This is a genomic window from Pseudomonas sp. GM49 (assembly GCF_000282355.1).
In the GTDB taxonomy this organism is placed as follows: domain Bacteria; phylum Pseudomonadota; class Gammaproteobacteria; order Pseudomonadales; family Pseudomonadaceae; genus Aquipseudomonas.
Genome location: NZ_AKJL01000148.1, coordinates 1 through 14,366 on the forward strand (window position 1 = coordinate 1; position 14,366 = coordinate 14,366).

Consider the following 14,366-nt stretch of genomic DNA (forward strand, 5'->3'; position numbering starts at 1 on the left):
CCCCCACCCCCCCCCCGGGGCCATACCCCTCAACTTGCTATCAGGAGAGTCATCATGAGCTACGAAAAATTCAGTGCAGACAATGCCGCCCTGCTGCTGATTGATCACCAGGTGGGGACAATGGGATGGGTCAAATCCATTCCGTTCGAAGAGATGAAACGCAACGCCCTGATGCTCGCCAAGACCGCCAGCATCCTGAAACTGCCGGTCGTGCTGACCTCGAGTATGGAAGAATACGCACAAGGCCCACTGCTCAGTGAACTGGAACAGATCCTGCCTTCCGAGTTCGCTTCGCGAGTCAAACGAATGGGAATCGTCAATGCCATGGACGATGAAAACTTCGCCGAAGCCGTCAAGGCTACCGGCCGAAAAAAGCTGATCATTGCCGGTGTCACCAATGACGTCTGCACCGTTTACCCAGCCCTGAGCCTTGTACGCGACGGCTTCGAAGTTCAGGTCGTTGCCGATGGCGGTGGTTCACCCAGCGTCATGGCCGATGACATCGCCCTGCGGCGGATGGATAAGGGTGGTGTGACATTGACCACCACCAACCAGCTGATTGCCGAACTGGCTGGGAGCTGGGCGACGCCAGAAGGTGGGCAGTTGGTACAAGTGCTGATGGAAGCGCTTCAGGGTTAAAGCTTTTGCATGGTAATGGACTGCACCTCGTTACGAGGTTCAGTCTGCCTGACAGTTTGAATCCGCAGCCTTTGCGGTGAGTGATCGGGATCCGCCTGGACACCGACACCGCGCAGTTAAAAGTGCGCCGTATCCCCTCCGGCAACCGGCAGGCTGGTCGACAAGGGTACGCTCTGAGTGACTTTGGCCATCTGGGTGATTTCCACCTGCACCTTATCCTTGCCGAGCAGGTAGTCGGCCAGCTTCTGCGAAAACGGCCAGTAGTTCAGTTCGGCAGTCAAGGTCAGCGGCCCGACTGCGTCGACCGGCACCAGGAAGGAGAACTCCCCGATATCGTAGCCCTTGGGCAGAATGCGGTTGTCCGAGAGAATTTGCGTGGCATTCCAGACCTCGACATCCAACGGATTGCCGTCCTTGTCGCCTATGTGCACTTTGAAATTTCGCGTGTCGTTCTCGGTCTTGCCGTCCTTGATCGAACCTAGCCGATAGAGCTCGCGACCACTGGCATCCAGCACCCGGAAATCGATCCACATCTCCCGTCCCTCCGGAAAGCCGGTCGGCAGTTTGTGCCCGGCGCCGACATTGGAAACCTTGACGGCTACCGAGGTGTATTGCCCGGGAATGATGGCGGCGGGCAGTTGCTGGAACGTTATTTCCGCCGCGCGCGCGAGCATGTCGCGCGCGCGTTGAGCGCCTTGTTCCTGACCGAGATGCTGGAGCATCATCGCGTTGGCGCCGCTGAACCAATGCGAGGCGACCTCCTCGCGGTCTGGCCCCATGATCGCGGCCTTACCCGCAAAACCCGGCATATGGCAGCTCTGGCAGGTTACGTTGTTAAAGCTGTAGGCGCTCTCCTGCCATTCGTCATAAGTGCGCTCGACCGCCACACTGCTGAACGGGTGCGTGACGTTGTGGCAGGTGCCGCAAAAGTCCGAGCGCGTGTGCAGGGCGGAATACACGGTATCGTGATAAGGCGAAACGGCATCTTTACGCGGGCCGAACTTGGTTGGTTTACCGTGCGCTCGCGGGCTCAGGACATAGGCGCCGTTATCGAGGCCCGTGCGGGCACTGATGTTGTGGCAGGTCTCGCAATCGACCCCAGGCATCGGATGATTCTTCGCGCTGTCTTCAATCGAGGAGCGGTTGACTTGCGAATTGATCTGCCCGGTCGTGAGACCGATCGGGGTATGGCAGCCGGTGCAGAAGTTGTCGACCTTCCCCTCGGTGGCCGTACTCGCACGCTTGAGCAAGGCCCGGTAGATGGGTTCATCCCAGGCCTGGGACATCATCGACGTGCGCCACTGCTTGTAAATCTCCGTATGGCAAGCGCCACAGACCTGGGCATTGTCGAAGTCTTTTGCATTCAAAACCAGGTTGCCGGGGGTATTGGCCCGATGCGGAAAGAACGGCATCCCGCCAATTACATGCATAAGCCTGGAGCGTGCCGGCTCCAGCCACTTGTCATTACTTTGATTGTCATTGCCCTGAGGTTCGTCGCCCACCACCAGCGTTACCGTAAGCAGGCAGGTTAGAAAGCACAACCGAAGCAGCGCTACCTGCGCGCACGTATGTCTGGAGTGGCTCATAAGCATTTCCCCTGGACGGTTGCAGAGGATGACTGCAGTACTTCTATTGAGTAGCCCCAGGATTGAGTAACCCCAGTATCGAGTAGCCAGAGCTACTTCGTGATGCAAACCGATGGTTACAGGCAATCACTCAATGGAGTACTGACAGCTCCACAGCATCCCGACCCTGCAACTTGCATGAACGGGACAAGCTCACTCAGCAATTACTCTGCCAGCGTTGTATAAAATATGTGCGGTAACGTGAAAGACCCGCAAACATTGGCCAGCGATTGAAGTAACCGGCGAATGAAGAGGCGAATATTGCTGAGCGATAACGCCCATTAGTGGGGGGAGTTCACTCCGAAATCGGGGGGTGGTGTCAGACGGGAAGTCTGGGGCAACTCACTTTACTCGATACGACTTACTCTCTGTCTTTCGTCGAGCGGATGAGATTGCCCCGTAACTTCACAATGGCCTTCTGCATTTGCACGAAGTCGTCGGGGTCTAGACCGGTTTGCGGGAAGCCGTCTTCGCGGAGGCCCTCACGCAGTTTTCGCCCCTCTTTTGTCAGACTGATCCGCACCTGGCGTTCGTCTTCCGGGTCGCGCTGGCGCAGCAAATAACCCATCGCTTCCAGCTTCTTCAGGATCGGCGTGAGGGTATTGGATTCGAGAAACAGCTTTTCGCCGAGGCTGCCAACGGTCTGGTTGTCTTCCTCCCACAGCGCAACGAGAGTGATGTATTGCGTATAGGTCAGGCCGAGCCGTTCGAGCATCGGCTTGTAGGCCTTGCCGAAGGCCAGGTTGGTGGAGTAGACCGCAAAACACAGGAACTCGGAGAGTTTGAGATCCAGGGCGGATGTCTTGTCGGTGTTTTTCATGGACGTTCTCTCGGGTCAATCTGGCAAGACTGAAACTATACGTCGTACGCGATGGTATCGGAAGTGCGCATAAACACCGACGGCCGGCTCACCGGGAAAATCCCCGGTGAGCCGGCCGTGCAGCGGGTTATGCCGTCAGGACGTTGATGTCGACATCAATGTTGCCGCGTGTGGCCTTGGAGTACGGGCAGATTGCATCGGCGTTGTGGGCCAGTTCAGTCGCCACTCCATGATCCAGCCCCGGCACGCGTAAAGTCAGTCGGGCCTGGAGGAAGTAAGCCGCGCCGGTCTGGCCCAGATCGACTTCAATGTCGACGGCCGTGTCAGTCGGCAGTGTCACCTTCATCTGTTGGGCGGCCAGCCCCACCGCTGCGATGTAGCAGGCCGACCATGCTCCGGCGAACAGTTGCTCGGCTTTCGGGTGCGGCTGAACGGCGGTGAGCACGTGTGCCGGCGTATCGCTGCCAGGGGACGACAGCACGATGTCGAGGTTGCCGTTATGGCCGCGCGACGTGTTGCCTGCGCTGTTATGAGTGGTGTGGGTTTTGCCGCTGGCCAGTACTTTTTCGATCTTGCTCATGATGATTTCCTCAGGATTACTGTCAGTTAAGTTCGCATACGCTTTTATCGCATGCGGTATTTTTGATGCATCCAGGCATCACGCCGTAATAACGTTCAGGGCAACGTCGATATTGCCGCGTGTCGCTTTGGAGTAAGGGCAGATGGAATCGGCAATGTGCGCCAGTTCGGTCGCGACATCCTGTGCCAGCCCTGGCACTCGCAGGGTCAGTCGGGCCTGAAGGAAATAGGCCAAACCAGTCTGGCCCAGGTCCACTTCAATGTCGACGGCCATATCCGCTGGCAACACGATATTGCGTTCCTGCGCCACCAGCCCCACTGCGGCGGTGTAGCAGGCTGACCAGGCCCCGGCAAACAGTTGCTCGGCTTTCGGGTGCGGCTGAACGGCGGTGAACACGTGTGCCGGCGTATCGCTGCCAGGGGACGACAGCACGATGTCGAGGTTGCCGTTGTGACCGCCGACAGCGCTGTGAGTGGTGTGGGTTTTGCCGGTTGCCAGTACTTTTTCGATTTTGCTCATGGGGATTTCCTCAGGATTAAAGTTTTGTACGATTTTGTCGTGTGCGATTCTTTTGATATTGAAAGAGACAACGTTCATCAATTGGCGTGTGCAATGATCCAGTTGTTGCCGTTGTGACCATGGGTAGCTCGAGCGGTAGAGATATACATTGTGCGGCGGCTTCCGGTATTCATGGCTGAATCTCCAAACGGCAGGGTTGTCGTTGCTTCTTATCGCTATCGATTAGATCGCATGCGATGGATGAATACTCAACCAAGGCCCCGGTGATGTCAAAGTTATTTTATGGCTTGGCGATGAGCGGTAGACGCGAGGCCTCGCCCTCCCCCTTGCCAAAAGGATGATCGGTTTCCACCATCCGGCCCTGCGGGGACCTCTGATTGCTCGGTTCGGATCGCTTTCACGCATGGCGATCAACTCTTAGGCGCTGAAATGAAATGGACGTCTTTCACTCGATAAAAAACCGGCCAATCGAGCCTAATGCCAGTCAGGCAAGCAATTTCAGCCGCTACACCCTTTGTAGCAGCAGCCTCGCGGGCTCGGCAGCTGCTACAGATCGCATTACCGCTTAACTGACTGGCATTAGGGAGCTATGCCTCTCCTGCCAACGCGGCCAGTCTGGCTTCAGATCCTGCGGCGATGAAGGCATAAAGCTCGTCCATACGGAAGCTGAAGCGGTCGCCTGCCGGGCTCATCAGCTTGGTGGTTTCCGGCTTTACCTCTACGATCTCACCGTCAATCTCTCCATGTTCAGCCTCGACAACCTCGTAAGAGTCTTCCCACTTATCGTGGCAAATAAATCCGTAGCCGAACGGCTCTAGCCCGTTTTGCTCCACGATCTCGACGGCTATTTTCCAAAAACCACGAATTAACGGTTGAAACGGACAGGGACTGGTCGTTGAGGCGAAGACTCCAGACTTTTAACTTACCCTTCCAGTCGATGAAGCGTCGCGGCGGCTTGTGGTGGAGTGGTCATGGGCTACTATCAAAAAAATCGCCGACGCGGATGGTTGATATGGTGACCAAGAACAAGAAGCGGCCAGTTCGATAATGCAAAAAATACCAAACACCGCTGTTCGTAAGACACTACTTTGAGAAGAGCAGGTCAATATGGACATTAAAGCCGCCTTACTAGGTACCATCCCGCTGTTGGCCATCTTCGTGATCGCCCTTCTCATCGAGCGCATCAATCCAGCCCAGGTGCAACCACTAAAGTCGGCCGGCTTTAATCTGCTCTACACGCTGTTGTACGCCTTGGCGCAGTCCGCAATTGTTCCACTGGTCTCCGTTGCCACGGTTGTCGCCGTCAATGCTGCAGGCGGTGGCTGGATCGATCTGCCGAACACTGGATGGGGGCTACTGCTCGGCTTTCTGCTTTATGCTTTCACGCTCGACTTCATGGAGTACCTGTTCCATCGTGCGCAGCATCGCTTTCCGGTGATGTGGGCCATGCATTCGTTCCACCACAGCGATACGGCGCTAAACGCAACCACGACCAGCCGGCATCATTGGGCTGAACACGGGATCAAGATGCTGACGATCTTCATGCTCGCTGGGGTGATCTTCAAAGCAAATTCCGCCATCGTCGGCCTATACGCGGCCATCAGTTTCTACAACGTGTTCTCCCACATGAATATCCGAATTGGTTTCGGCCGCATGTCGTTCGCTCTGAACTCGCCGCAATATCATCGCATTCACCACTCGGCACTGCCTGAGCACTACGACTGCAACTTTGCAGGGCTGTTTCCAATCTTCGACGTGCTGTTCGGCACCTACCGTCAGCCGCGCACGGGGGAATTTCCACCCACCGGACTCAACGACAAGAAACCGCCGTCCGGCCTGATCGATGCAATCATCTGGCCCGCCCGGGCGAAGTAACACGGATCAGGTGCAGGTGAACACGACGGCGCGCGGTTCGCGCTGCCTTTACGGGCAGCCCTTGTCCGTCGAACAAGGTGTAGTCCTTTGCGTGGGGCTTGGCGGCCTCGCATTTGGGGTCGGTAAGGGGGGGGTACGGTGCGCGCCATAGGTATACGCCTCGATATCGAACCGATATATACCTAAATCGTGGGCTGTACAGGAACATAAGGGGATATTCAGACACAAAAAAACCGGCTACAAGGCCGGTTTCTCTAGGTTTCAGGTGTTTACGGGAACATCTGAAATCATACTATTGGTGCCGAAGCCGGGGTCGAATATACCATCTACAGACCGCTATTTTACTGGCTTCATCTATTATTAATCTCAGTACGTATACCTAAACGTATACCTAAAACGGGAAGTACCCTTATCTTCTCCGCCTCCCGCCGGTCGCCTATCGTGCAGCCCCCCCGTTTTGCCGTCGCCGGGTGACGCTTGTGGTCATCATTACTCACCCCGTTTTGGGATGGAAGAGATGGAAAAATAGTTTGGGCGTGGGGGCGCCGATACTGCGAACGCTAATATTTTTGACGCAGCACCTCCAGCATTCCCCCAAATTCGCCCAAGACGGCGATTTCCTAAAAAACTACGAATTAATGATTGAAACGGGCAGAGAACGGTCCATGGGGTCAGCGCTCCAGACTTTTGCTCCCCCCTCTCCCTAATGACTTTATCAAGCCGCAGGCCGCTCACCCGCTTCCAGTCCGTCTGACGCTTGGAGGCGAATAGCAGCGCAGCTCGCACTGAAGTGACTGGTCAGACGGCTCGGCACATGTCTCTATCGAGGGCTGACGTCGTATGCCTACAGGAGCTCACTGTAAGTAATGTTCGATCCGATCTTAGTGGTCCACTGCTTTTCATAGCGAAGAGTTCGATACCGGGAGGTTGTCCGCATTTTGTCCGCATTGCATGCGGACCGACTTCCGACGGTTGGCTGACTACATTCCGTTTAGTGTCTTTTCAATACGCTTTTGGTTGACGGAAATCTAGAAGGCTACAGCGTCGAGATGGTCGACAATCTGATCAGTTTTCTAGGTGCGCCATGATCGAAGTTGGTGGACTAATCGAAACCACCGGAACCCTTGCCTTGCCTTGCTTGTAGAACAATAGCGGTCTACGAGCCAAGTGCCGGGCAACGGATCAGGCCATAAGCGAAACGTCCGCAATCTGTCCGCACCCGATATGGACAAAAAGCGGACTAGAGAAGAGATATACAAACACTAGCTAGCGCTTTAAGCACTGCCACGCCAAAGACCAATAGTTAGATTGCTTTGATCTGACCGAAGATGTGGTCCTCCAGAAGTACGGCGGGGTGGCAGACCGGCCGCTCGAGTACTAGATTATCTAGCGTGTGCATCCGTCGTTGCATCGGACTTGACCAGCACGCTTTGCAGATTGATGCCGGTATTCACTGGTGAGCTGCCCGATGCTTTTCGGAGTAGTTCAAATTTTAGAGGATGCCACTCTGAGACCCACTCAAGGCCCGCTTCAGCCAGACTCGTCAGATGCATCAGCACCTAGTCAATGCCATGGTCGAGCAGACCATGCCTGACCTCCATTAATCGACAAGGATGTTCCATGCGGGATAACCCAAAACTCTCCGTGTTCACCCGGGTCGATACTGGCTTGGCGCGCTTTGCCTGTGGCCTGCTCGAGGGGCTGAAGCACCTGGCGCTCTGGATGCTGGGGCTAATCGCCATAGACGAATACTTCACTCTGATTTTCGAGTATGGCGAAGGATTGGCCGATATGGCCCTGCTTGAATGGGCCTTTTTGCTACTGGCGCTGTCGCTGACCTGGCGCCATTGCCATTACGCGCGGCACTTCGGTTATGGATTCTGGCGTGGCCTGGGGCGCTGGCTGACGGCGCAGGGCATTCTGCTCGCCGTAGGAATGATCGTCTTGGCAACCCTGGAGCCATCGGGGTCCGCAAAGGCGCTCGACTCGCTGAAGCTAGCCAACAAATCGGGAGAAATACTGAGTTTCGCCTTCGCATTACTGGCCCTGTACCTAGGCGCACCTACGCAACCACGTATTGCCGAACAGCCCAAACCGGTGACGGAGAACGCCCGCCAGGAGCCCAGCACTTCCCCGGCTCCAGACAAGGCAGTCAGCCCTTGAAAACCCTCACACCCCTGTTGACCCTGACGCTGCTGAGCCTGCCCATTCAACTCAGCCTGGCCGGCACCGATCCGGCCCGGCTAATTGAGAGCTGTACCGAACTGGTGAATATCTACGACAAGCACGACCAACTGCGCTTTGCCGCTGCGCAAACAACCTCGCTTTCCGAAGCCATGCGTGCCGGCTATTGCCGAGGCGTGCTCGACGAGTACCAACGCAATAACCAGTGCGGAACCCGCGACTGGCGCGAGCAGGCCAACACCATTGCTAAGCGCGCTGAACAGCCCGGTGCACAGGATGTCGACCACTTACTGGCAACAGCTTGTGGTAAATGAACAAGGGCTAACCCTACCACAGGCGGTGGAGCGCCTGTTTGGCATCAAGCCCGCCCACCACGATACTCTACGCAATGCCCTGAACACGCTAGTCAAGGCGATGAGCCAGGCCGGGGTGCTCCTGCTGCACAAGGAAGATATCAGCTTCACGGAAGGCGGACGCAAGCGCTGGTCACTACCGCGCAGTGAGCTGGACTGCCTGCATAATGCCATTGTTTTGCATGGTATCTTCGGCGACCCCAAGACGGTGATCCTCCTGTTCACTCAACCGGCGCAACGCCGACAGCACGCCGATTGGGCCGCAAGCCTGCTGCTGGAACGGCAGTCGGTGGCCAGCCTGGGGCTGATCAACAAACAACTTGTGGACCTGCTCGGTATGCTCAAATCGGCGGTCGACCTCAAGCTGGAGCGCTTGCCCAACCCTTTCGACAACGCGCTGCCGCAGATGGGCCTGGACGACTACGGCGGTAATCTGCTCAAGGCCATGGCCTGCCAGACGGCCGCGCTGTCGATGGGCGACAGCATGATGGTGCATTACCTCAACGGTGATCTGGAGCAGGCGCACACTGTGGCGGCGACCCTGCAAACCGATAACCCACTGCTGCTGCAATATCGGCAGATGATCCTGACCGCCTATGAGGAGGCAAGGACCTTCGACGACCTGCTCGACACTTGGCGATGAAAGGTCTTGGTAGTGGAATCAACAAATAAATACTGGCTCCGTCATCACACAGGAGCCAAGCATGAACACCATCGAACACATCCTCGCGAACTGCCCACATCAGGTAAGTCCATGCCATCTGTGCAAGGCCATCGAAATTGATCAGGCCCTGCAGGCCGGCATTCCCTTCACTGCTCTCGGCGGCAAACGCGTGCGCTGCCGCAACGGCCTGGTGCGTTTCAAGCTCGGCTGCGACTGGCGTCTGCTCTACATGACCAGCGTGTACGGCTACTCGCCGCAAAGTCTGGTCAGCCGCCAGTGTTTCGAGCGTGAACTGAAGCGAAGGCGGGCTCTCAAGCCCTGATTCCCTTCATTCACTGGAGACACACTCATGACTGCAATTATTGCCCTGAAACAACCTCTGCTCGCCGCCAACGGTCTGGAAATGCAGGTCAGCCAACTGGACTTCCAGCGCCTCAAGCACAAGTACACCGCGTCATCCGAGGCCGAAATGAGCGCAGCACAATGGGACGCGTCGGAGCTGGAATATCGCCGTTTCCTGACACTCAAGTGCTTGTATCCGACTGTCGCGTTGGTGCCGAGCAAGCAGGTCGATGCTATCTGGCATGCACACATCCTGGACACCCGTGCCTATCGCGAGAACTGCCTCCAGGTGTTCGGCCGTTTCATCGACCACTACCCCTACTTCGGCATCTACGGTCAGGACGACTACCAGGAACTGAAGAGCGCCTTCGCTCACACGGTGGCGCTGTACGAGCAACACTTCGGCGCCTACCCCGGTGGCGGCTGCGAGACACAGGCCATGCGCTGCAAGGACCACGCATGTCACGTCCCCACCACTTGCGCCTGTCGAGTCGAAGGTGCCTGCAAGTAAGCGGGCAATTCATAGCCAACCAAACTCTGGAGAAACTCAAGATGAGCAAGAAACCACAAAACCCCAGCCCTCCATCCCCCGCCCCACGCCCGGAAGTCCCCAATCTACCGAGCACAACCGGCAAAAAGTCAGGTAAAGACCGCGGTAACCATCCGCCGAAAAAATCGTAGCGCGTTAGTCGAGTGCGGCAGTCCACCTAGTGCGGTCTGCCGCACTCTTCATTTATTCAAACTCCGGCACCGGACTGTTTGCTATCTGATCGCGTAGAGCAAGGCTCGACACTTCGATACCACTAGATGGCACCACTGGCCGATTTCAGTCGGCCCTAACCGACTGCTTTTGGGCGGTTGCAGCCCCCTTGGCGGCAGGTAGCAATCGACCAAAAACAGCCCCTGGCTTGCTAGAAAAATGTAGGCACTCCTCGTAGACGACCCTTTACCCTTTGACTGGTGTCAAATTGATATCTACGATGGGCGCTTCAGTACGCGCTTATTGGGAATACAAATGTCGGGAACTAAACTAACACCAGATAAAATTACCAGTCCGTTTCAGCTAATGGCTGCTTGGTTTTCCATGCTGGTGCTTCTGGTGGTAGTTTTGCTGGGAGCTGCGGCAAATATCGATAAACCAGATTGGGCTGCGGGATTTTTAGTAATTTTTTCTTCAGTGGTGACTCTCGTGGTCATTAGTTGCGTGACATTAATGCTCACAAAATTTAGGCCACACCTTCAAGATGGCAAAGAGTACGCTCAATGGCTAAAGGTGCAAGCTAGATATACTGCTGGTATCCGCATTAGCGAAGCTTTACCGAATACTGGACTGGTGCCGGTCCCCACCATACTGAATGCTGCACCAATAACTGCCGATGCTCACCTTACATTTCAGACCCAAGAACACTTCACCGTTAGCGTACTCAATGGCTTTAATTCGAAAGAGTTGGTACGTGCTTTAAGGAAAATAGGAGTATCTGCTGAGGTATACCAAGAGGCATCGAACGAGAGAGATTTTGATGGCCAAGAGAGTATCTGGCTTGGCGAGAGAGTTTCTAGCAAAGTTGCCTCAGAGGTAATTAAAATTGCGTCAGAATTTTGGCCCCACTTGAAATATATTCACCTTTCCAGTGATGGTGATGTTCCTCCCGATGATGTTCATGATCAAATTTTTCTAGCTGGATCTAGTAACACGGCGATGGTACTTGGACTAAACCCATGGAGTACGAGTGAACTTTCCAGTCTTGACGGAACACTTAGTCTTGGCGATTTTCATTTAATGATCCGTAGTAAATATCGATAGGTCAATCTCGCATCTCACACGCACCAATTACCGTAGACTAAGTATGGTAGTTCGGCTCCACCGCTGCGCCCCGACACCGGATTTTTCCAACGTGGGTTAATATCAGGAATGGGTCGACTGCTGCCTCCGCGACTGGCAGCAATCGGCCGATGCTGTTGAAAACAGTCGGTCTGCTCAAACTGACTGATCATTGACTGATGAAAACGCCTTTTTTGCACGCTGCCATGTGAAATCCGAGTCCGGATGCCTTTGCCAAAAGTAAAGATTTCATTCTCGGACGCGTACTTTCCTGATGCGCAAACCATGGCCGACTTTTCAACTGTATCGGCCAAAAACAGACGGTCAGGCCCGATCTTATATGCGGTTGTGTAGGCTTTTGGTGATTATTCCATATCCACTTCAAATAAGAGCTTTAACTTTTCCATACAAATCGTAGAGGTGTAGCGCCGACATATCCAAAATAGGTTCATACATAAACGAATTCAGATGGATATTTTCCGGCGTCATGAGGTTGACCTGAGATAGCACTATTATCTGGTCGCTAGCGCCAGGAAACATCAAAGAAAACTTACTATACAACTCAAAGGTCTGGTTGCTGCTGATCTCATTGACAAATTTAGAATCATTAATCTTAGCAATCATAAATTCTTCAGCTCTGAGCCGAATCCCGATTGATAAAATCACCTTGGATTCCAACTCAACATCATCATCAGCCTTAACAGCCAAAGCATCTGCCTCATCGTAAATAAGCTGCATTGCAGAGGTCGTCGGATTTGGAAGTGACAGATTGGCCTGATCCAGCAATGTAGCTTTGAATGACACTTCTAAATCTCCGATGGTCAGCGTCGTGCTATCTGCCTTGACGTGCAACAACGACGTGAGCATGAGATAGTGCGGACTCGTAACACCATGGCAGTATTCAGCTAAATTGCGCACGAACGGGATACTGGCTACAAGAAAGGCAGGATTTTTTGCTAGGCCACCTTTCCATGTCGTGAACGGATTTTTCTGATATTTTTCTTCTACAAAAACCAGAGCCCCTTGATTTTTCTTGGCGAACAATCTCCGACTCCTAGCAATTTGGAGCCTGCTACTAATCGTTCGATGGAAATCGAAATTATGCGTTAAGAAAACCAGTCTAAAAAATGGAATTTTTGCAATTTCGTTGAAGTACTCAATTATTGCGTATTTATTTTTATAATCAAATGAATCTGCGATATCATCAACTATTAACAGCGTTTGTTGATTTGACTCGCGCCGCGCCTGAACCTCAAACAATACGTTGAGTATATATAAAGCACGCTTTTCCCCTTGACTCAGAACCTGAAGCAGTTTTTCCTCTTCTACACCACACGTTCCTTGTCCATCCTGAAACTCAAAAGCAACTTTCGGGGTTTCTCCCTTGAGAATAACATCTTGTTGATTCTGAACGACCAGCTTAAACGGCACGTAAAACCTTTCATTGAACTGGGTAACAACCGCAGCCCACTTCGTCTTTTCCGCCTCAGCTTGATGTGCCGTCTCTGCGATTACATCCTTTGCTGAAGCATAGGCCGCAGCAAATGAAATCAAAGCAGGTTTGGCAGCATTAAAATAGGAATTCCACAGTTTCTTCCTGAACCCGTTAAAATCCCCAAGCTCGGCCAAAATTTCCGGATGCCCTGTTAGATACTCGCGAAACTTCTTAAGCTCTAGGTTTTTTTGAAGCTGTTTATCTACGGCTTCAAATTTTGCGGATAGCTCTTTATCACCCAGAATGCGCTGTTTCTCCGCAACAACAAGCTCCTCCAATTCTTTCGCTGAGGTGACCTCTAACTTTTCGCCACCATTCGAAATATTCAGCGTGTGGTTTGCATCAAAAAAACCGTTGCTTTGTAGGTTCTTTGAGACATCGGCGGCACCAGCATGGTTAAATTTTTTGCTAAGCAATGGAGATTTCTCAACAAGCTCTTGATACTTCGACATATATTCTTGCAGTTGCTCGTGCAAAGTCCCAGCCTTGAACGCCGCGATTGTCTTATCATTGAATATTTCGGCATATACCAAGTCCGAAAATCGAGTATCACCATCCAAACTATCAGCTAGATCTGCAAAGAAGTCATAAGGATTTTTAAACTGAAAGACGTCTTTAATTTCAGAGGCCGGTGATGCTTTTCCTGGCCAACCTGAGATTTCCTTCAGCGTCTTCAAGAGACTTTCTTGAGTTGAGTCGATGTTTCGAACAGCCTCTTCGTATTCATGCCTCAACTTTGGGTTAACTAGAAGCGTTGAGGTCCCTGCCCCGGCATATCGTTCAACATATGGTTTGATGACAAATAGGGACTCAGGAGTGATCGGCGTAGCTGGGTCAGAAGTAATTAATCTGCTGGTTTGACGTGCGGGGAATATCAGATCTTGGCTGTCCCGTCCCTCTTGAACATCCAGAAAGGTTCGCGCTAGCGAAGTCTTCATGAAACCGTTTGGCGCATATACAGAGAAAGCAGAACCAGCTGGAACCTTCGCACTTCCTTTAAACGTGAGCATTGCGTCAAGCTTTTGTATTCCGTAGCAATTCTCTAGTTTAATATCCAAGACATCCATATCCATTTCTCCAGTTTGAAGGTGGTACTGCGAGAGGTCGACACTATCGATTTGCCAGCATTCTGTCTATGCGTCGTTGTGGTAAATCCGGTTCAGTCTCATACTGCGTAGCGGGTTATACGGCCATCGCGGAAGCTATCCACGGGAGCAGGAGAGTAGCATTAAGCGGATAGGCTGTTGTCGGCTAGGTGCTGCCTTCTCCACAGGCTGCTTCGGGCCCAGAGTGTGTAAAAACGCATGCGCTGTTTTGAAGTCTGCGTTGCTAAGTAAAATCTGCTGGTGCCTGTGTAATCAGCAGACCAGAAATTTGCGTAGGAGCGCGTTTTTTGTTCCAGCCCCGACTGTCAGGCGTGTTCTAAAACGTTTTTACACACCCTCGGT

General features: G+C 53.4%; 14 protein-coding genes. 8 read left to right on the plus strand and 6 right to left on the minus strand.

All coding sequences use genetic code 11. The features are described 5' to 3' along the window. Window positions 1-54 precede the first annotated feature (54 nt). Window positions 55-639: an isochorismatase family protein gene (locus PMI29_RS15525; RefSeq protein WP_007997884.1), complete on the plus strand. Its 585-nt coding sequence runs from the start codon at window positions 55-57 to the stop codon at window positions 637-639. A gap of 116 nt (window positions 640-755) precedes the next feature. Here the strand turns inward: PMI29_RS15525 and PMI29_RS15520 are convergent, their stop codons facing one another. The 5 genes from PMI29_RS15520 to PMI29_RS15500 form a co-directional block, all read right to left on the minus strand. Beyond that, window positions 756-2,225 carry a multiheme c-type cytochrome gene (locus PMI29_RS15520; protein ID WP_007997886.1) on the minus strand — a complete coding sequence of 490 codons (1,470 nt, stop codon included), beginning with the start codon at window positions 2,223-2,225 and terminating at the stop codon, window positions 756-758. A 400-nt stretch (window positions 2,226-2,625) separates the two neighbouring features. Then, complete coding sequence (locus PMI29_RS15515) at window positions 2,626-3,084, minus strand: MarR family winged helix-turn-helix transcriptional regulator (protein WP_007997888.1); 459 nt, start codon at window positions 3,082-3,084, stop codon at window positions 2,626-2,628. Window positions 3,085-3,211: 127 nt separating this feature from the next. Continuing rightward, a complete protein-coding gene (locus PMI29_RS15510) occupies window positions 3,212-3,664 on the minus strand; it encodes an Ohr family peroxiredoxin (RefSeq protein WP_007997893.1) in 453 nt (150 codons plus the stop codon). A gap of 78 nt (window positions 3,665-3,742) precedes the next feature. After that, window positions 3,743-4,183, minus strand: coding sequence for an Ohr family peroxiredoxin (locus PMI29_RS15505; protein ID WP_007997894.1), 441 nt, complete (start codon window positions 4,181-4,183; stop codon window positions 3,743-3,745). Between the two features lie 587 nt (window positions 4,184-4,770). Next, window positions 4,771-5,016: a hypothetical protein gene (locus PMI29_RS15500; protein WP_007997895.1), complete on the minus strand. Its 246-nt coding sequence runs from the start codon at window positions 5,014-5,016 to the stop codon at window positions 4,771-4,773. 274 nt (window positions 5,017-5,290) lie between these two features. Between PMI29_RS15500 and PMI29_RS15495 the strand changes: the two genes are divergently transcribed. The 7 genes from PMI29_RS15495 (at window position 5,291) to PMI29_RS31985 (ending at window position 11,405) form a co-directional block, all read left to right on the plus strand. Beyond that, complete coding sequence (locus tag PMI29_RS15495; protein WP_007997896.1) at window positions 5,291-6,058, plus strand: sterol desaturase family protein; 768 nt, start codon at window positions 5,291-5,293, stop codon at window positions 6,056-6,058. A 1,620-nt stretch (window positions 6,059-7,678) separates the two neighbouring features. Further along, window positions 7,679-8,221, plus strand: coding sequence for a hypothetical protein (locus PMI29_RS15490; RefSeq protein WP_007997897.1), 543 nt, complete (start codon window positions 7,679-7,681; stop codon window positions 8,219-8,221). Further along, window positions 8,218-8,556 carry a hypothetical protein gene (locus tag PMI29_RS15485; protein WP_007997898.1) on the plus strand — a complete coding sequence of 113 codons (339 nt, stop codon included), beginning with the start codon at window positions 8,218-8,220 and terminating at the stop codon, window positions 8,554-8,556. Before PMI29_RS15490 ends, PMI29_RS15485 begins: the two co-directional genes overlap by 4 nt. Next, on the plus strand, window positions 8,519-9,238 hold the full coding sequence (locus tag PMI29_RS15480; protein WP_007997899.1) for a hypothetical protein: 720 nt from the start codon (window positions 8,519-8,521) through the stop codon (window positions 9,236-9,238). The genes PMI29_RS15485 and PMI29_RS15480 overlap by 38 nt, the downstream gene beginning before the upstream one ends. 61 nt (window positions 9,239-9,299) lie before the next feature. Continuing rightward, a complete protein-coding gene (locus tag PMI29_RS15475) occupies window positions 9,300-9,581 on the plus strand; it encodes a ParE family toxin-like protein (RefSeq protein ID WP_007997901.1) in 282 nt (93 codons plus the stop codon). Window positions 9,582-9,608: 27 nt separating this feature from the next. Continuing rightward, a complete protein-coding gene (locus tag PMI29_RS15470) occupies window positions 9,609-10,112 on the plus strand; it encodes a glycine-rich domain-containing protein (protein WP_007997902.1) in 504 nt (167 codons plus the stop codon). A gap of 504 nt (window positions 10,113-10,616) precedes the next feature. After that, on the plus strand, window positions 10,617-11,405 hold the full coding sequence (locus PMI29_RS31985; RefSeq protein WP_007997903.1) for a hypothetical protein: 789 nt from the start codon (window positions 10,617-10,619) through the stop codon (window positions 11,403-11,405). A gap of 399 nt (window positions 11,406-11,804) precedes the next feature. Here PMI29_RS31985 and PMI29_RS15465 read toward each other — a convergent pair whose 3' ends face one another. Then, on the minus strand, window positions 11,805-13,985 hold the full coding sequence (locus tag PMI29_RS15465) for a hypothetical protein (RefSeq protein WP_007997904.1): 2,181 nt from the start codon (window positions 13,983-13,985) through the stop codon (window positions 11,805-11,807). Window positions 13,986-14,366: the final 381 nt, after the last annotated feature.

Bases quoted from the DNA above. Each gene is read 5' to 3' on its own strand.
- PMI29_RS15505 (WP_007997894.1), bottom strand. From the start codon at position 4,183: ATGAGCAAAATCGAAAAAGTACTGGCAACCGGCAAAACCCACACCACT.
- PMI29_RS15495 (WP_007997896.1), top strand. From the start codon at position 5,291: ATGGACATTAAAGCCGCCTTACTAGGTACCATCCCGCTGTTGGCCATC.
- PMI29_RS15470 (WP_007997902.1), top strand. From the start codon at position 9,609: ATGACTGCAATTATTGCCCTGAAACAACCTCTGCTCGCCGCCAACGGT.
- PMI29_RS15525 (WP_007997884.1), top strand. From the start codon at position 55: ATGAGCTACGAAAAATTCAGTGCAGACAATGCCGCCCTGCTGCTGATT.
- PMI29_RS15510 (WP_007997893.1), bottom strand. From the start codon at position 3,664: ATGAGCAAGATCGAAAAAGTACTGGCCAGCGGCAAAACCCACACCACT.
- PMI29_RS15480 (WP_007997899.1), top strand. From the start codon at position 8,519: ATGTCGACCACTTACTGGCAACAGCTTGTGGTAAATGAACAAGGGCTA.
- PMI29_RS15490 (WP_007997897.1), top strand. From the start codon at position 7,679: ATGCGGGATAACCCAAAACTCTCCGTGTTCACCCGGGTCGATACTGGC.
- PMI29_RS15475 (WP_007997901.1), top strand. From the start codon at position 9,300: ATGAACACCATCGAACACATCCTCGCGAACTGCCCACATCAGGTAAGT.
- PMI29_RS31985 (WP_007997903.1), top strand. From the start codon at position 10,617: ATGTCGGGAACTAAACTAACACCAGATAAAATTACCAGTCCGTTTCAG.
- PMI29_RS15520 (WP_007997886.1), bottom strand. From the start codon at position 2,225: ATGAGCCACTCCAGACATACGTGCGCGCAGGTAGCGCTGCTTCGGTTG.
- PMI29_RS15515 (WP_007997888.1), bottom strand. From the start codon at position 3,084: ATGAAAAACACCGACAAGACATCCGCCCTGGATCTCAAACTCTCCGAG.
- PMI29_RS15465 (WP_007997904.1), bottom strand. From the start codon at position 13,985: ATGGATGTCTTGGATATTAAACTAGAGAATTGCTACGGAATACAAAAG.